Source organism: Streptomyces tibetensis, from assembly GCF_040647715.1.
Lineage (GTDB): Bacteria > Actinomycetota > Actinomycetes > Streptomycetales > Streptomycetaceae > Streptomyces > Streptomyces tibetensis_A.
The window spans coordinates 135604-152689 of sequence record NZ_JBEZCR010000010.1 but is presented as its reverse complement, the minus strand read 5'-3'; the positions used below and the strand labels follow the sequence as shown (position 1 = coordinate 152689).

Below are 17086 nucleotides of genomic sequence, written 5' to 3'. Positions count from 1 at the left end.
GTGCCTGCCTTGTCAGTACCCGACCCGCAGCAAGGAGGCGTGGCATGAGTGCCGAGCCGCGACTGGCCGCAGTGGCCGAGCCGGAACCCGCACCGCAGGCCGTACCGGCCACGGACCAGGCCGTCAAGGAGACGCTCGAGGACTACACCCTCCGCTTCGCACCGCGCAGTTACCGGCGCTGGACCCCGATGGTGGTGGCGACGACCGCGCTCGGCGGCATCGCCTACATGGCCGACTTCTCCATCGGGGCCGGCATCGGACTGGCCCACGGCACGGGCAACGCGCTGCTCGCGATCGCCGTCGCCGCCGTCGTCATCTTCGTGACCGGCTTCCCGCTGGCCTACTACGGGGCCCGCTACAACATCGACCTGGACCTGATCACCCGCGGCTCGGGCTTCGGCTACTTCGGCTCCGTCCTCACCAGCGTCATCTTCGCGAGCTTCACCTTCATCTTCTTCGCCCTGGAAGGCTCGATCATGGCCCAGGGCCTGAAGCTGGGCCTCGGACTGCCGCTCTGGCTGGGTTACCTGGTCCCCACGCTGATGGTGATCCCCCTGGTGATCTACGGCATGAAGGCGCTGAGCAAGCTCCAGGTGTGGACGACCCCGATCTGGCTGCTGCTGATGGTCGGGCCGCTCGTCTACCTCGTCGCCACCGACCCCGGCACGGTCGACCGCTTCCTCGCCTACGCGGGCACCGACGGGGACGGCGGCGTCAACACCGCCTCCGTGCTGCTCGGCGCGGGCGTGTGCCTGTCGCTGATCGCGCAGATCGGCGAGCAGATCGACTACCTGCGCTTCATGCCGCCCAAGACCGAGGCGAACAAGCGCAGTTGGTGGACAGCCGTGGTGATGGCCGGCCCGGGCTGGGTGGTGCTGGGCGCGCTCAAGCAGGCCATCGGCGTGTTCCTCGCGGTGTACATCATCGCCGAGGTCGGCGCCTCCGCCGCCCCCGAGCCGATCCAGCAGTTCAAGGGCGCGTTCGACGCGATGATGCCGTCCTGGCTCGTCGTCCCCCTGGCCGTTGTGCTGGTCGTCATCAGCCAGATCAAGATCAACGTGACGAACGCGTACTCCGGCTCCCTCGCGTGGACCAACTCCTTCACCCGGGTCACTCGGCGCTACCCGGGCCGGATGGTCTTCGTCCTGGTCAACCTGGGCTTCGCGCTCGCGCTGATGGAGGCCGACATGTTCAGCTTCCTCAACAGCATCCTGGGCTTCTACTCGAACTGCGCGATCGCCTGGGTGGTCACCGTGGCCACCGACATCGGCATCAACAAGTACGTGCTGAAGCTGTCCCCGCACGCCCCCGAGTTCCGCCGCGGCATGCTCTACGCCGTCAATCCCGTCGGGGTCGTGTCCTTCGTCGCCGCCTCGGGGCTGTCCATCGCCATGTACTTCCACGGCCTCGGCGACACGCTCCAGCCTTACTCCCCCGTCGCCGCGGCCGTCATCGCCTTCGTGCTCACTCCGCTGATGGCCGTGGTCACCAAGGGGCGTTACTACCTGCGACGTACCGACGACGGCATCACCGAGCCGCTGCTGGACGAGGACGGCAACCCCAGCGCCGTCACCTACGAGTGCCATGTGTGCCGGCAGCAGTTCGAACGGCCCGACGTCGCCGCCTGCGCGACGCACGACGCGGTCGTCTGTTCACTGTGCCTGAGCACCGACAAGGTCGGTGACCACGTCCTGCCGGCCACGGTCTGAGCGGTGCGGCGGGAGTGCGGCCGGCCCTCCCGCCCACGGCACGTTCCAACTCGGTCTCGGACGCACTGTCCGCGGCCGGAAGGGGGGGCTGCTCCGGCGCCCGGGCGGCATACTGATCTTGCGCTGCGCAGTGATCGGGCGAGGCCGGAGAGGGGATGACGGGACGTGACCACCGAAGAGCCGGACGGGCGGAGAACTCCCCATGAGCCGCCCAACGTTCGCCCGGTCCCCGACGACGTGTGGCTGAGGTTCCTGACGGACAGCGAGTCCGCCATACGCGTCTCCGCTCCCAGGGAACCCTCGGCCACGGAGCGGGCGGCGGGGCGACAGCTCCAACCCCCGCACGCCGTCGGCGATCTGTGGCAGCCGGAGGACTTCTGGGTCCGCGTGGCCTGGCGGGACCTGGACCGCCGTGCCAAGGTCCGGCGAGCGGGACGGGTGGCCGCCACCGCTGCCGCCGTCGCGCTGGCCCTGGGAGTCTGGTCCCAGCTGTCCACCGGCGCGGGCACGGGCCACCGGCCCGGCGCGAGCACGGTGCGGCAGGTCGAGGGTGCGACCGCGCGGCTGCCCACGGCCACGCCCCTGCCGCCCGCGTCTCCCCGCCCCCCGCAGGCCCGATAGCCACACGGGACGCGGGCTCCACCGCGCCGACATCGGCTCACCACGGCCCCCGCCGCCCCGGCCACCAGCACCGGCTTCGGATGTCTGGGGCGGCGCAGGCGCGCCGGAATCAGATGCCGAAGGGCCACAGGCGCACCGGAGCCGGCGGAGGCGCGGAAGGGGCATCGGCCGACCGGACGGAGCCGGTTGCCGAGCCCTGCGCATGACCGCCCTGTTCAGCCCGTCTTCCAGCCCCTGCGGGTGTCGATCCGCTCCCACTCCGCGTCCCACTGGGCCATGCGGCGGCGATCGAGACCCAGGCGGGTCAGCCAGGTGGCTCCCAGCACCGTGGCACCCGTGAAGACCCCGGCGAGCGCGCCGCCCATGGCGGTGTGCAGCCAAGCTTCGCCGCCGGAGACGGGCGGGGTCGTGAGCTCACCTCTCCGGTTGACCCACACGGACAGGGTGCTTCCGGCGGGTGCTCTCGCCGGTACCCGAGCCTCCTCCCGGTGGGTCGAGCCGTCGGGCGCGGTCCACCGCACCTTGCCCCACACCCGGTGGTCGCCGGCCTCGCGTGCCGGTGAGGGGCCGGGCGCGTCCTCGACCACCGTCGCCCGGACCTGGCTGCTCTCGGCCCGCTGCCGCGCGACGGCCTGCTCGACCGTGCCCGCCGCGAACAGTCCCGCGACCAGCCCGCCCAGCAGGGCGAACACCCAGCCGGCGAGCACGATCCAGGCTTCGACGACGTCGACGCGCCGTTTGAGCGCGTTGCGCCGCCACCGCCACCACCGCACGGTCACACGTTCTGACGCTTTCATCGGCCGACACCCCCTCGTGAGCACCGGCAGCACCCTTCCAGTGTGCGCCTGTCCGCCGGGAACGCCCGCCGATCAAAGGCGCAAGGGCGTATTGCGGGGGGTGCGCGTCCCGGTTCAGCCGGGAGAGGCCGCGATCCGTACCCGGTCGCTCTCGTCGCCGGAGAGGAAGGAGGCCATCGCCCGCCCTTCCTCGGCGATGCCCGTGCGGTCGCTCCGTGCGAAGCGGCGCAGCGGGGTGACGAGCAGTGTGCCCGCCTCGACGGTCCAGGTGGCGGCCACCCTGCCGTCGACCAGGACGACCCGGGCGCCGGCGACGGACAGATGGCGGTGCGCGTCGTCGATGATCCGGCTGCGGTCGTGATAGCCGAGGATCGCGTTGTCGAACGCCGGCAGGAACCTCACCGGCGCCGGGGTGTCGGGATCGGGTCGGGGCGCGTCGGGGAGGTCGAGCAGTTCGCGGCCGCGTTCGTCGCGGAAGGCGACGAGTTCCTCGCGGAGGGCGGAGACCGCGGCGGGCAGTCCGGCGAGACCGCACCAGGCGCGCAGGTCGGCGGAGGCCGCGGGGCCGAACGCGGCCAGGTAGCGCCGCACCAGCGTCTGGCCCACGGGGTCGCGGACGTCCGGGGAGGACGGGTCGATGTCGCGGCCGAGCCAGGAGGAGATGAGCGCGTAGCGCGCTCCCCCTCTGGTGCGCCAGAGGCCGCGCGGCGGCACCTGGACCGTCGGGAGGAGGGCCGCGACCAGCATCTCGCCCAGGGGCCGCGGCTGCGCGCCGGGCCGGCGGTCGGCGACGGCTCGCGCGAGGTCGGGCATGGAGCGGGGTTCGCCGTCGGCCATGACCTCGCGGCCCGCCGCCTCCAGCTCGCCGGGATCGATCCCGGCCAGTTCGCGCCGGTACACGCCGAACACCCGTTGGCGGAGCATGGCGTCGTGGCGGGAACGCCAGGCCACGACGTCGTCGGCGGTGACGAGGTGGACGGTGCGGCGCATGAGGTGGGTGCGCACGACACGGCGCCCGGCCAGCAGCTCCGACAGCTCCGCCGGGTCGAAGGCCCGCAGCCGCGACCAGAGGCCGGTGAACGGCTCCTGCGGTTCCTGTGCCTGGAGACCGCACAGGTGCGCGACCGCGTCGAGGACCGGCAGGTCGGCACGGTCGAGGAGCAACTGCCGGGCCAGAGTGGCGCGGTTGAGCGCCCGGGAGTCGAGAACGGTCATCGGAGCACCTCGGCCCTCATGTCGTGTGCCGGCCCGCGGTCCAGGTGTCCGGGCGGCTTGCGCGCTCACGGTCGCACGGGATGCGGTCAGGGAGTGACCGCAACCGGCGACGGCGTGACCCCCCTGCGGGTGAGCGCAGCGGAGGTCGCACTCCCCTCCTGCGCGAGGAGGCGGTACGAGCGCACCCGGTCGGCGTGGCCGTGGGTGATGGTGGTGATGATCAGCTCGTCGGCGCCGGTGGCCTCCCGCAGTTGTTCGGGCTGGTCGCCGTTCCCTACGTTCCCTATCGAATTACTAGGAAAGTATTGACGGGGCCTTGCGCTCCTGCGCAGGATGATGCGGATGGCCCACACATCTTTCCCGCTCGTGAGGCTCAACATCCCGCTCTGCATACGAACTTGAGGAGACCCCTGCGATGGGCGTTGCCCTGGCGCCGTCCGGCCCCGCCGCGGAGTTCGACCAGTCCGGGACGGACAGCGCGCACTGGTCGTGCGTGGCGCGCGAGACTGCGGAGGACCTGGCCACGGACGCGGTCGCCCGCGACCAGGCGGGCAAGCCTCCCTTCGACGAGGTGTCCCGGCTGCGCGAGTCGGGGCTGCTGACCCTCCTCGTCCCCGCCGAGCTCGGGGGCGGCGGCGCGGACTGGACCCAGGCGTACGCCGTGGTCCGGGAGATCGCGGCGGCCGACGGCGCCATCGGGCAGCTCCTCGGCTGTCACTACTTCACGTCCTGGAGCGCACGGTTCTTCGCCGATCCCGCCCTCGCCGCGCGGCTGGGTCGGCGGTCCGCGGCGGAGGGGTGGTGCTGGGGCGGCGGCCTGGCCCGCCAGGAACCGGCGCTGACACTCACCCGGGAGACCCGCGGGTACGTGCTGAACGGGCGGCAGAGCTACGCCGCCGGCGTTCTGGTCGCCGACCGCCTCGCCGTACGTGCGGTGCGGGCCGGAACCGGCGAGCCCTGCGCGCTCGTGGTCGACCCCGCCCTCGCGGGTGTGGTCGTCGACGGTGACGCCGACCCCTTCGGCCAGCGGCTGGCGGCGGGCGGCAGCGTGGAGTTCGACGCCGTGCCCATCGCCGCCGACGACGTACTGGGCTCCCTGTCGGCGGACGAGGACGTCCTGTCGCCTCAGACGGCCCTGGTGTCACCGGTCGGTCGTCTGCTGTCGGCACAGCTCCGGCTCGGCATGGCGGAGGGCGTGCTCGCCGAGGCCCGTGAGTACAGCAGGTCCGGCCACTCGCACTGGCACCCGGACTGGCCGGTCGGCTCCCCGCAGGATCCACAGGTGCTGACGGCGTACGGGGAACTCACCGTGCTCACCCGCTCGGCGTCCGCACTCGCCGACGAGGCACGCCGGGCCGTGGAGGGCGGGCTGGATCACGGCGAGGACCTCACCTACGAGGATTACGCGGAGATCTCCGTCCTGGTGGCCATGGCCGAGGCCGCCGCGTCCAAGGCCGCCCAGGAGTCCACCGCTCGCGCCCTGGACATCATCGGCGCCCGCTCCGCTTCCGCCCGGCTCGGCTTCGACCGGTTCTGGCGCAACGCCCGGACGCACACCCTGTACGAGCCCGTCGGCCACCGGCTCCAGGACGTCGGGGACTACTTCCTCAACGGGGCGCACCCTCCGTTCGTCCTTCCCGTCTGACCGGACGCCCCGTCCGCGCGACTGCCCATCCGGGCACCGGACCGTCCGAACACAGGACCCGTCCGAGCACACGACGTCGCCTGGCGACGCGACGACGGCCGGTGCGCCGGGGATCCGGCCGATCCCCGGCGGGCCACCTGACCCGGGTCGGCTCCTCGCGGAGTTCAGTCCTTGCCCATCGCCTTGCGGACGGCGTCCTTCGTGCGGTCCACCAGAGCCGCGACGGGACCGAGAGCCACGTTGGCCTTGCCGGACTCGATGCCCGGGTGGGGGCGGGTGGGTGCCATGGCCTCGGCTGCCTTCACCGCCTTGGCCAGGGTGGCGAGGCCATCGGCATCGGTGCTGCGGCGGATGTGCGTGAACTCGTAGCGTTCCTCCGCCCGGGCGTGCTCCTGCACGTCCTTGCGCAGCTTCATCAGCTGGAGCATGAACTTGGGATCGTCGGTGTCCAGTTCGTCCAGCGCGGCCAGGGTCTCCTTGGCCGCCCGCTCCTCGGCGAGCCGGTCCTCCACGACCTGCTCGCCACCGGGCAGGGCCCGCCGTGCGAAGGGGTGGACGACCTCCTCCTCGGCGGTCTCGTGCACGGCCAGCAGCCGCACCAGGCGGCGGAAGGCGTCACGGCGCTCCTCGCCCCGGCTCTGCTCGACCTCGTCGAAGAGGTTGCGGATGTCGCCGTGCTGGCGCATGAGGAGCGCGACCACGTCGGTGTCCGCGGCCCGGTCGTCGGCCTGGGGCGTGTGTGTCTCGGGCATGGCCGGTTCCCTCACTTCTCGCGCATCGCGGGGTCGGGGTGCACGCCCTCGGTCTGTACGCGGTACTCGCGGCCGAACATCTCGTCGTGCTGGACCATCACGCGCTCGCTGGGCGGCCGTTCACCGCCGTGGATCTGCTCCTGCATCTTCTCGAACCGCTCGTGCGCCTCGCGCACATATCCGGCGCCCAGCGTGGTCAGGTCCATCTGGGTGTCCAGCAGCTCGCGCAGGTACTGCTTGTTCGGCTCGAAGGTGAGCACGTTCGGCAGCTCCGGGGCGAGGACCTCCTGCGGTTCCCGGCCGTCGTGGCGGCGCATCAGGTCGCAGGCGGTGTGCAGGTGCTCCAGCTCCATGTTCAGGTGCAGCTCCCAGATCGCCTTCACCTTGGGGTCGCTCTCCTGCTCCATGAAGGAGTAGTACAGGTAGCACTCGTTGTACTCGTGGTTGACGAGCTGCTCCCACCACGTCTCCCCCGGGTCGACGAGCGACTCGTAGTGGGTGACGTGCTCCTCCTCGATCAGGCCGATCTCCTGGTAGAGCTGCCGGGCGATCGGCTCCATGTAGGTGGGGCCGGTGTTCATGTAGAAGTTCATGGTCTGCTGCTCCGCCGACATGATGGTCAGGGCGTGCAGCTTGGACAGCGGGTTGGTGCCGCTCTTGTCGTAAGGGTCACGGACGTTGTCGTACGGGTCGCGGTGGTGGTACTTCGTCGGCCGGCCCGGCAACACCTCGGTGAGGTTGTCGACGATCGACTCCGCCTTGCGGTGCTCGATCATCTCGTAGAGGTTGGCGTACCGGTACAGATGGTCGAAGTCCTCCAGCACCCCGAACTGATAGGCCTGCTGCAGGTACGGGTCCGGCTCCATCCGTGCCACCCACGCCGTCAGGTCCACCGCGACCTGCTCGTAGGCGATGGTCGTCTCCAGGACGGAGGAGACACCGGGCAGCAGCCAGTTGACGACCTTCTGCTGCTGCGCCTCGATGTAGCGGGTCCGGGCGAGCTGCCGCTTCACCTCCGGGTCGACGGTGTTGCGGGCGAGCTGGTGGCTGAAGAGGATGGCCTCCACCTCGATGCCGTTCATCGTGATGATGCGGCAGCGGGTGTACGGGTCGCAGCGGTCGGGGTCGATGGGCTGCACGTTCAGCTCGCGCCAGCTGCGGAGCTGGCGGTCGAGCGGGATGCCCCGTTGTTCCAATGGGTTGAACGTCATGGACGGTCTCCTGGGGAGTAGGGACTCGCGCGCCGACGGAGTGCCCCGCCCGGGCCGAAGGGAACAGGTTCGTCTCCCCCACTCTTTCGGCCGGGTCTGCTTCCGGCCATGACACATCCCCCGACCGGGTGTTCACCACGTGGGTGTACCGGCCGGTCCGCCCGGACCGCACGGCCGGCCGACGGTCGCCGGACCGGTGGCGCTTCGAACGGCCGCCCTCGGGTACTTCCACGGCGGAACGATCCGCCGACGAAGGAAACGGAGGAACGGAGGCCGTGTTGCTGTCCCATTCGCTCGATCACGGAGTCCTCGTCATCACGGTCCACGAAGACCCCGGCGTCGGCGGGCGCGCCACACTCCTCACGAGGATCAGCGACCTCGTCCGGGCCTGCCGGCCGGCACCCGTGGTCATCGTCCTCGACGAGCCGGCCGCTCGGAGTGCGGTGGTCAGCGTGGTTCTCCGGGTCCATCAGCTGTGCAGCCTGCTGGGCACGCTGATGTCGGTGGCCGCGCACAGTGCGCCCGTCCGCCGCGCACTCGAGGCGGACGCCGACGCCGGCGGCACCCGACTGGTCGTCCACGCCCGCGCGGACACCGCCGTCGCCGCCGCCTACGCCGCGGTGGCCTGAGGAGCGGTTCCCGGGGCGTCACGGCATCGTGCTCTGGGCGCTGATCAGCTCGGTGACCGCGCGAAGGCCTCCGTGCGCGAGGGCGGCGCGCTGCCGGTCCGCACCGGTCCCGTCCTGCAGCAGCCGGTGGATCAAAGAGGTGACCTGCCGGGAGTCGCCGGATGCCTCGAGGGCGGGAGCGACGTGCCGCAGGAACTCGTAGAGCGCGTCGCCGGCCCGGTGCGGGGTGCCGCCGGGGTCGAGAAGGGTGTCTCCGAGGCCGTGCCGGGCGGCGTGCCACATGGCGGCCTGCAGCAGCTCCGGCGCGGCGTCGGGCAGGGGCGCGTCGGCGGCCGCTTCCGCCAGGGCGGTCTCCGCGAGGGCCCGGATGAGCGCGGCGAGCATGACCGCCTCGTCCGCGCGCAGCTGGACGTCCAGGCACCGCACCTCGATGGTGGGGTACGTGGCCGAGAGGCGGGCCTGCCAGTAGAGCTGACCGACGTCCGAGATCAGACCCGACTCCAGCAACCGTTCCACGCGCCGGTCGTAGTCGTCGGCGTCCCGGAAGTGCGGTGGCATACCGCTGACCGGCCACCGGCTGAAGATCACGGTGCGCCAGCTCGCGAAGCCCGTGTCGTGGCCGTCCCAGAGCGGGGAGTTCGCCGCCATGGCCGTCAGCGTCGGCAGCCGGGAGCGGATCCGGTTCAGCACCTGCACACCCGCTTCCCGGTCCGGCACTGCGACGTGTACGTGCGTGCCGTTGACCAGTTGCTCCGCCACGAGCTGCGGGGCCTGCGTGACCATCGCCCGGTAGCGGGCCTGGTCGGTGACGGCGATGGGGCGGCCGTGCCGCAGCGGCGGGGTGCCGCAGACACCGATCCGGCAGCCGTGCTGTTCGGCGGCCACGCCGACGGCGTGGCGCAGCCGCAGGAGGTGGCCGCCGACCTCCTCCAGGGTGTCGCAGACCGGGGTGGCCACCTCGACCTGCGCCTGGAGCAGCTCGTACTGCACCTCCTGGTCGGTCACGAGGTGCCCCACGCCCGCCGCGGCGCGCACTTTGTCCGCCTGAGGTACCGGCAGGCCCGTGACCGGGTCGAGCAGCAGGTACTCCTCTTCCACGCCGATCGTCGTCATCGACCACCCTCTGTTCCGCCCGGGAACGGGCCGGATTCCGGCGCGTGTCCGACGCACCTCACGCAGCGAAGTCACCTCTTCCGGGGGCACGCTCGTGTGGACTGTCGAGTGCCGCATTCCAGCCGGAACAAAACATGACACAGACCCTGAAACCGCTTGCACGGGAAAGGGGGCGCCGCCCGCCGCCGTCGGGCCCGCCGCTCGGTCGAATGGATCAGTACGCCATTCGACTCAGACACACCCGACGGCAGACAAGGGTGATGAACCCTACCGAATAGGTTGCTGCGGGCGGATGACCGTCCGCCCCGTTGCTGCCGATCGAGGACTGATGGCGACACATACCGAACCGGTTTCACCCGCACCCGCGATGGAGCCCCGCGGCAGAGGGAAGGTGATCGTCTCCTGGGTGACGACCACCGATCACAAGAAGATCGGGCACCTGTATCTGATCACGTCGTTCGGGTTCTTCCTGGTCGCAGGGGCCCTCGCGATGCTCATCCGGGCGGAGCTGGCCCGGCCGGGGCTGCAGATCGTCTCCAGTGAGCAGTACAACCAGGCGTTCACCATGCACGGCACGATCATGCTGCTGCTGTTCGCGACGCCGACGTTCGCCGGTTTCGCCAACGCTGTCATGCCCTTGCAGATCGGCTCACCCGATGTGGCGTTCCCGCGGCTGAACATGTTCTCGTACTGGCTGTTCCTCTTCGGCGGCCTGATCGTGCTCGGCAGTTTCCTCACTCCGCAGGGCTCCGCCGACTTCGGCTGGACCGCGTACACCCCGCTCAGCGGTGGGGAGCGCACCCCTCAGGTGGGCGGGGATCTGTGGATCATGGGTCTGGCGCTGTCCGGCTTCGGCACCATTCTCGGCTCCGTCAACTTCATCACCACCATCATCTGCATGCGCGCCCCGGGGATGACCATGTTCCGGATGCCGATCTTCACCTGGAACGTGCTGCTCACCTCGCTGCTGGTGCTGCTGGCCTTCCCGGTCCTGGCGGCCGCGCTGCTGGTACTGGAGGCGGACCGGCGCTTCGGCGCGCAGGTGTTCAACCCGGAGAACGGGGGCGCGGTGCTCTGGCAGCACCTGTTCTGGTTCTTCGGCCATCCCGAGGTGTACATCCTGGCGCTGCCGTTCTTCGGCGTGATCACCGAGATCATCCCCGTCTTCGCCCGCAAGCCGATCTTCGGGTACACCGGTCTGATCGGGGCGACCGTCTCCATCGCCGGGCTGTCGGTGACGGTGTGGGCGCACCACATGTTCGCCACCGGGGCGGTGCTGCTGCCGTTCTTCTCCTTCATGACGTATCTGATCGCCGTGCCGACGGGCGTGAAGTTCTTCAACTGGATCGGCACGATGTGGCGTGGCTCGCTGTCGTTCGAACCACCCATGCTCTGGGCGCTCGGCTTCCTGGTCACCTTCCTCTTCGGCGGCCTGACCGGCGTCATCCTGGGCTCTCCGCCGCTCGACTGGCACGTCACCGACAGCTACTTCGTGGTCGCCCACTTCCACTACGTGCTGTTCGGAACGATCGTGTTCGCGATGTTCGGCGGATTCAGCTTCTGGTGGCCCAAGATGACCGGCACGATGCTCGACACGCGCCTGGAGAAGATCCACTTCTGGACGCTGTTCGTCGGCTTCCACACCACCTTCCTGGTCCAGCACTGGCTCGGCGCCGAGGGCATGCCCCGCCGCTACGCCGACTACCTGGCCGCCGACGGTTTCACCGCGCTCAACACCGTCTCCTCGATCGGCGCGTTCCTGCTGGGCCTGTCCACCCTGCCCTTCCTGTACAACGTGTACAGGACTGCCCGGAAGGGCGAGAAGGTCGAGGTCGACGACCCCTGGGGCTACGGCCGCTCGCTGGAATGGGCCACGTCCTGCCCGCCGCCCCGCCACAACTTCCTCACCCTGCCCAAGATCCGCTCCGAGTCGCCGGCCTTCGACCTGAGACACCCGGACGTGGCGAGCCTGGACGAGGCGGAGAACACCGGGCAGCGCGATGTGGTCGACGCCGAGGGGCACAAGGGCGAGCGGCAGTGAGACGGGGCAGGCGGCGGGTGCCCGTGAGCGAGCCGCGCAGCGCCCTGGCGGAAGAGACCGAGGGCTTCCTTTTCGCTCACTCTCATCGCGACGGCGCACAGCGCGAGGCCGAGGAGCTCTGCGCACGCATGCCGTGGCTGACCACCGCCCAGAGCGAGGAACTCACCGGCTACTACGTGCGGCGACGGCTCGACATCACCCGGCAGCTGATGCTCGGCACCGTGCGACGAGCAGACGAGCTGCGGCAGGAGTACGAGAACCGCTACGCCCACCTCCGGCGCGCCCTGCTCCGGCGCCACGCGGCCGGTGCCTGCGCGGTCCTGGCTTGTGCCGCGGTGGCGGGGGCGCTGGCGGATGTGCTGACCCGCTGAGCCGAGGACCGGGGGGCTCAGCTGCCGTGGCCGTCCTCGCGGGCCGGCGGCCCGACCCCGACACGACGGCACGCCGGTCGCGTTCTCCGGGATCTGATCATTGGTGAGGCGGACGACCGTGAACGTGGCGGACGCGACCGGCCCGCGCAGCCCGGAGTGGGCCATGACCGAGCGGAGCACCCCGAGGAGGGCGGTCTGGCCGAAGTGCATGGCCCTGTCGACCGGCAGCGGCTGGGTGCGGGGGTGTTCGGGCAGGCCGGTGAGGCGCTGGAGAACACGGGCGGGCACATGGGAGTCGGGGCGGCCGGTGACGGCCTGCTCGATCTTCTCGCCGAGGGTCATCACCACGCCGCCTGCGGTACCGGCGACCAGCCCCTGCCACAGTACGCGCCCGATCATGCGGCGCCGGTTACCCGGTCACGGCTTCTTCACCCGCCCCCGGGCCGGTGGCCTCAGTGGCCGTAGGGCGGTTCGAAGCAGCCGGTCTCCGGGTACGGGCCGTTGGCGCGCACCTCGAAGTTCGACTTCTGCACGAACCCCGACACGCAGGCGTCGTCGTGCACGCGCAGGGCCACCCGCGTCCCCTCTGGCGTGACGTAGCCGTCGTCCTTCCAGCGCGGGGACATCCCCGTGACGGTGAGCGTGCCGCCGAGGCGCTTGCCGTCCTTCGTGACGCGCTCCTCCTCGTAGCCGAGCCGGAGCAGCGCCGTTCGTACGGTCCGGGGGTCCCACTTCCGCTGCTCCCACAGCCGCTCGAGCACCGGCCGGATGCGGTCGGCCTCCCTCTGGGCGTCCTTCGCGTGGGCCGGAGTCATATCGCCCTCACGGCGGTAGGCGTTGTTCTCGTTGTAGTGCGGGGCGCCGTCGCCCGCGCCCGGCTCCACGTACGGCGACGCCGGGGCACTGGGCGAGGGTGCTGCCGACGCAGTGGAGGCCGCCCCGGTCCGCGACTCCGGGGCGTGCAGGTCGCCGCAGGATCCGAGAGTCGCGGCGAGGGCGAGTGCCAGAGCGATCGAAGCGGCCGGGCGGACGCGCATTGAGGTGGACATGCGGCCGACCCTCTCATCATGGCCGGGCCGCCGGGGCCGGAACCACTCGAGAGCGCTGCAGCGTGCCAGGTCAGGCCGTGCGGTAGAGGGCGGTGAGGAGTTCGATCGCCGGCTGCGCGGCGGGGTGGGGCTCGCCGTGCCACCACACGAGGCGTACGGCGATCGGTTCGGCGTCGCGCACGGGGCGGTAGACGACGCCGGGTCGGCGGTACTGGTGGGCGGTGGACTCCGCGGTCATGCCGACGCAGCGGCCGGTGGCGATGACCGTGAGCCAGTCGTCGACGTCGTGCGTCTCCTCGGTCGCCGGCCGGGAGTGGGGTGGCCAGAGGTCGGCGGTGGTGGTGCCGGTCCGGCGGTCGATCAGCAGGGTGCGGCCGCTCAGGTCGGCGAGCCGCACCGAGCGGCGTCCGGCCAGGGGGTCGTCCGCGGCCATGGCGACCATGCGTCGTTCCAGTCCCACGATGGCCGAGTCGAGCCGCCGGTCCTCCGTGGACCTGCGCACGACGGCCAGGTCGCACGCACCCTCGGCCAGGCCGGCCGTCGCCGAGTTGACGCGGACCAGATGCAGTTCGGTCTCCGGACGGTCCAGAGCCCAGCGGCGCTGGAAGGCCGAGGTGTGGCGGCCCAGCGCCGACCAGGCGTAGCCGATGCGCAGGACGGAGTGGCCCGACGCGGCCTCGCGGACCAGGTCGTCCACCTCCCCGAGCACCCTGCGGGCCCGGGCCACCACGCGCAGCCCGGTCGCGGTCGGGGTGACCTCTCGGGACGTGCGGCGCAACAGGCGTGCGCCCAGGGCTCGTTCAAGCGAGGCGAGGGTCCGGGAGACCGCCGCCTGGGAGACGCCGAGCGCGATGGCGGCGTCCGTGAAGGTGCCCTCGTCGACGATCGCGACGAGACAGCGCAGCTGACGGAACTCGACATCCATGAGTGCATCGTATGGATCGAACCCCGGGCGCATTGTGCGCAAGGGTCGACTCGGCGCACGATCAGCGCATGCGAGCAGCCTCCGCATCCGCCGCCTCCTCCGCCCCTTCCACCGAGCCCGTGCTCCCGACTGCGGCGACCGCCCCCGGGCACAGCCCGCACCGTCTCGCCGGCGTGGCCACGATGGTGGGCAGCGGGCTGTCCAACCAGACCGGCGCCGCGATCGGGTCCCTCGCCTTTCCCGTCATCGGGCCGACCGGTGTCGTCGCGGTCCGCCAGTACGTCGCCGCCGTCGTCCTGTGGGCGGTGAGCCGGCCCCGGCTGCGGTCCTTCACCTGGCGGCAGTGGTGGCCTGTCCTGTCGCTGGCGGTCGTCTTCGGGACGATGAACCTGTCCTTGTACAGCGCCATCGACCGCATCGGCCTGGGCCTTGCCGTGACGCTGGAGTTCCTCGGCCCGCTGAGCATCGCCCTGGCCGCCGCGCGACGCCGGGTGGACGCGTGCTGTGCGGTGGCAGCGGCGGCGGGGGTCGTCGTCCTGATGCGGCCCCGGCCGTCAGCCGACTACGCGGGAATGGGACTGGGCCTGCTGGCCGCCGCGTGCTGGGCGTCGTACATCCTGCTCAACCGCACCGTCGGACGGCGCATCCCGGGTGCTCAGGGTTCAGCGGCGGCGGCTGGGCTGTCCGCCCTGATGTTCCTGCCGGTCGGTGTCGTGCTCGTCCTCCGTCAGCCGCCGACCGCGCAGGCCGTCGGCTGTGCCGTCGTCGCGGGTGTCCTGTCGTCCGCCGTGCCCTACCTGGCGGACCTGTTCACGTTGCGCACCGTACCGGCCCAGGCCTTCGGGTTGTTCATGAGCGTCAACCCCGTTCTCGCCGCGGTGGTGGGCCTGGTGGGGCTCGGCCAGCACCTGGGCCCGGCCGAGTGGGCCGGCATCGGGGCCATCGTGCTGGCCAACTCCCTGAGCGTGCTCGTACACCGGGGCTGACCGGCGCAACGGCGCGCGCACCCGAGGCTTCGCGATATCGGCCGCCTCGGCGGGGCGAATCCCCGGGGCTTCCAGTTGTTCACGCGCGGCTCCATTTCTGGTGGGCCTGCCCGTTGCAGGTCCGCAGGATCAGCGGGGTTCCGCCCGCGGTGCCGGACCCGTCGACGTCCAGGCACAGTCCGGCGTGGACATTGCGGATCGTCCCGTCGGAGCCGACGGTCCACTTCTGGTTGTTCTGGCCGTTGCAGGGCCAGGTGATGACCCGGGTGCCGTCGGTGGTGCCCTGGTTGTAGGCGTCCAGGCACTTGTCGCCGAAGACCCGGATCTCGCCACCGGCCCACGTGGTCCACAGCTGGTTGGCGGCCGTGTGGCAGTCCCAGATCAGTACGCTGGCACCGGCCGCGGTGGAGGCGTTGTCCACGTCCAGACAGCGGCCGGACGCGGTGCCGCGCAGACGCGAGGTGGTGGCGCTCAGCGGGCTGCCCCCGGTCACGCGGAACACGGCCACGCCGTGCGCGGGGACGCTCGCGGAGATCTGGCCGGAGGTGCCGGACGTGGCGCCGGTCCACAGGTCCGTCAGCGTGAACGGCCCGCCCGTCAGGCCGACCTGGGCGGCCGTGGTGGTGACCGTCGCCGTGCCGCTCCCTCGGTTGAACAGGCCTACGGCGACCGAACCGTCGGACAGGGGCTTGGCGAACACCTCGGTGCCGCCGTCGTCGCGCACCCTGCGCCCGCCCGCCCCCAGCGGGTCCTGGTTCACCGCCAGCAGACGCGGGTTGCGCAGGATCGCACTCACGTCGGAGGACATGGTGCGGATGTCGTTGCCGGCCATGAGAGGAGCGCCCATCAGCGCCCACAGGGCGAAGTGGGAACGGGACTCGGTCAGTGACAGGCCGGGGCGGCCGACGACGAGCATGTCGGGGTCGTTCCAGTGCCCCGGCCCCGACTGTGCCGCCAGCGGCGCAGTCACGTCCAGGACATTGCCCACGCCCATCGGGTAGCTGTTGGTGTTGCCGTTCTGCCAGATGTCGAGCAGGTCCTCGGTCGTCCGCCACAGGTCGGCGACCTCGCCCCAGTTGTACTTGTCGCCGGTGGGGGCGTGGAAGCTGTTGGGGTTGATGCTGTAGACGATCGGCCGCCCCGTGGCGCGCAGGGCGTCGCGCATCAGCGTGAACCGCGCGACCTGCTCGTCGCGGGTGCCGCTGGAGGAGCACCAGTCGTACTTGAGGTAGTCGACGCCCCATGAGGCGAACGTGGCGGCGTCCTGGGCCTCATGGCCCTTGCTGCCGGTGGAGCCGGGATAGGTGCCCACGCCCTGGGCGCACGTTTTCTCGTTGGGCGCCTGATAGATGCCGAACTTCAGGCCCTTGCCGTGGATGTAGTCTCCGAGCGCCTTCATCCCGCTGGGGAACTTGGTCGCGTTGGCCCGCAGGTTGCCCGCCGCGTCGCGCTGCGGGTCGAACCAGCAGTCGTCGACCACCACGTACCGGTAACCGGCGTCCCGCATGCCCGACGCCACCATCGCGTCGGCGGCCTGGCGCACCTGGGCCTCGGTGATCTGGCACCCGAAGCTGTTCCAGCTGTTCCAGCCGAGCGGCGGGGTGAGCGCCGGGCTGCCCGGCGCGGCTGCTGCGGTGGAGTGTGCGGAGGCCGTCAGGGACGCGGTGACCGTCAGCACGGTGGTCGCGAGAAGGCGGAGCAGTCGTCCGCCTGATCGTCTGGGCATCGGGGCCTCCTCAGCCGGACGGGTGCCATGAGCGGTGACCTCTTGGTTATCGCGTACATGACATCCCGTGTTCGAAATTTCGCATACCATTCCGAAACTCGTGCTGCCAGGGATGGTAGACGCCGACCTGAACATGTCAACAGTGAGAACACCCGCCACCAGGTAAGCGGGAGACCTGCGGCGATTCGATTGGGCGGAGATTCGAATGTTTCGATGCCCGCATCGAAAGTGCGAGAGGGATTGACGGGACTCAAGACCTTCCTATCATCCAGGATGCCCGGCCCACCGATGAACGT

15 protein-coding genes and 1 pseudogene are annotated in these 17086 nt (G+C 70.9%); 7 read left to right on the top strand and 9 right to left on the bottom strand.

Annotated elements, in window-relative coordinates; all coding sequences use genetic code 11:
- The first annotated feature begins 44 nt into the window (after positions 1–44).
- Both AB0B29_RS26110 and AB0B29_RS26105 read left to right on the top strand, forming a co-directional pair.
- The gene (locus tag AB0B29_RS26110; RefSeq protein WP_362243914.1) at positions 45–1709 is read left to right on the top strand and encodes a purine-cytosine permease family protein; all 1665 of its coding nucleotides are present in this window, start codon (positions 45–47) and stop codon (positions 1707–1709) included.
- A gap of 165 nt (positions 1710–1874) precedes the next feature.
- Positions 1875–2330 carry a hypothetical protein gene (locus AB0B29_RS26105; RefSeq protein ID WP_362243913.1) on the top strand — a complete coding sequence of 152 codons (456 nt, stop codon included), beginning with the start codon at positions 1875–1877 and terminating at the stop codon, positions 2328–2330.
- A gap of 215 nt (positions 2331–2545) precedes the next feature.
- Here the strand turns inward: AB0B29_RS26105 and AB0B29_RS26100 are convergent, their stop codons facing one another.
- The 3 genes and pseudogenes from AB0B29_RS26100 to AB0B29_RS26090 form a co-directional block, all read right to left on the bottom strand.
- Positions 2546–3127, bottom strand: coding sequence for an Rv1733c family protein (locus AB0B29_RS26100; RefSeq protein ID WP_362243912.1), 582 nt, complete (start codon positions 3125–3127; stop codon positions 2546–2548).
- A gap of 114 nt (positions 3128–3241) precedes the next feature.
- A complete protein-coding gene (locus tag AB0B29_RS26095) occupies positions 3242–4342 on the bottom strand; it encodes a winged helix DNA-binding domain-containing protein (RefSeq protein ID WP_362243911.1) in 1101 nt (366 codons plus the stop codon).
- Positions 4343–4428: 86 nt separating this feature from the next.
- Positions 4429–4611: pseudogene (locus AB0B29_RS26090) on the bottom strand (LLM class flavin-dependent oxidoreductase); the annotation flags it as partial.
- Between the two features lie 146 nt (positions 4612–4757).
- Between AB0B29_RS26090 and AB0B29_RS26085 the strand changes: the two are divergent.
- A complete protein-coding gene (locus AB0B29_RS26085; RefSeq protein ID WP_362243910.1) occupies positions 4758–5987 on the top strand; it encodes an acyl-CoA dehydrogenase family protein in 1230 nt (409 codons plus the stop codon).
- Positions 5988–6151: 164 nt separating this feature from the next.
- Here AB0B29_RS26085 and AB0B29_RS26080 read toward each other — a convergent pair whose 3' ends face one another.
- Positions 6152–6739: a hemerythrin domain-containing protein gene (locus AB0B29_RS26080; protein WP_362243909.1), complete on the bottom strand. Its 588-nt coding sequence runs from the start codon at positions 6737–6739 to the stop codon at positions 6152–6154.
- Positions 6740–6750: 11 nt separating this feature from the next.
- Positions 6751–7950: a hypothetical protein gene (locus tag AB0B29_RS26075; RefSeq protein ID WP_362243908.1), complete on the bottom strand. Its 1200-nt coding sequence runs from the start codon at positions 7948–7950 to the stop codon at positions 6751–6753.
- A gap of 278 nt (positions 7951–8228) precedes the next feature.
- On the opposite strand from AB0B29_RS26075, the gene AB0B29_RS26070 reads away from it, so the two are divergent.
- A complete protein-coding gene (locus AB0B29_RS26070) occupies positions 8229–8579 on the top strand; it encodes a hypothetical protein (RefSeq protein WP_362244093.1) in 351 nt (116 codons plus the stop codon).
- 18 nt (positions 8580–8597) lie between these two features.
- Here the strand turns inward: AB0B29_RS26070 and AB0B29_RS26065 are convergent, their stop codons facing one another.
- Positions 8598–9692, bottom strand: a complete 1095-nt coding sequence (locus tag AB0B29_RS26065; RefSeq protein ID WP_362243907.1) for a carboxylate-amine ligase — start codon at positions 9690–9692, stop codon at positions 8598–8600.
- A 328-nt stretch (positions 9693–10020) separates the two neighbouring features.
- Between AB0B29_RS26065 and ctaD the strand changes: the two genes are divergently transcribed.
- Both ctaD and AB0B29_RS26055 read left to right on the top strand, forming a co-directional pair.
- A complete protein-coding gene (gene ctaD / locus AB0B29_RS26060; RefSeq protein ID WP_436845883.1) occupies positions 10021–11733 on the top strand; it encodes an aa3-type cytochrome oxidase subunit I in 1713 nt (570 codons plus the stop codon).
- 23 nt (positions 11734–11756) lie between these two features.
- Positions 11757–12104, top strand: a complete 348-nt coding sequence (locus AB0B29_RS26055) for a hypothetical protein (RefSeq protein ID WP_362243906.1) — start codon at positions 11757–11759, stop codon at positions 12102–12104.
- A gap of 452 nt (positions 12105–12556) precedes the next feature.
- On the opposite strand, the gene AB0B29_RS26045 is transcribed toward AB0B29_RS26055, so the two are convergent.
- Both AB0B29_RS26045 and AB0B29_RS26040 read right to left on the bottom strand, forming a co-directional pair.
- Complete coding sequence (locus AB0B29_RS26045) at positions 12557–13153, bottom strand: hypothetical protein (protein ID WP_362243905.1); 597 nt, start codon at positions 13151–13153, stop codon at positions 12557–12559.
- A gap of 70 nt (positions 13154–13223) precedes the next feature.
- Positions 13224–14078 (bottom strand): LysR family transcriptional regulator, encoded by an 855-nt coding sequence (locus tag AB0B29_RS26040; RefSeq protein ID WP_362243904.1) that lies wholly within the window; start codon positions 14076–14078, stop codon positions 13224–13226.
- A gap of 68 nt (positions 14079–14146) precedes the next feature.
- Between AB0B29_RS26040 and AB0B29_RS26035 the strand changes: the two genes are divergently transcribed.
- A complete protein-coding gene (locus AB0B29_RS26035; RefSeq protein ID WP_362243903.1) occupies positions 14147–15064 on the top strand; it encodes an EamA family transporter in 918 nt (305 codons plus the stop codon).
- A gap of 79 nt (positions 15065–15143) precedes the next feature.
- On the opposite strand, the gene AB0B29_RS26030 is transcribed toward AB0B29_RS26035, so the two are convergent.
- Positions 15144–16790, bottom strand: a complete 1647-nt coding sequence (locus AB0B29_RS26030) for a glycoside hydrolase family 27 protein (RefSeq protein ID WP_362243902.1) — start codon at positions 16788–16790, stop codon at positions 15144–15146.
- Positions 16791–17086 lie beyond the last annotated feature (296 nt).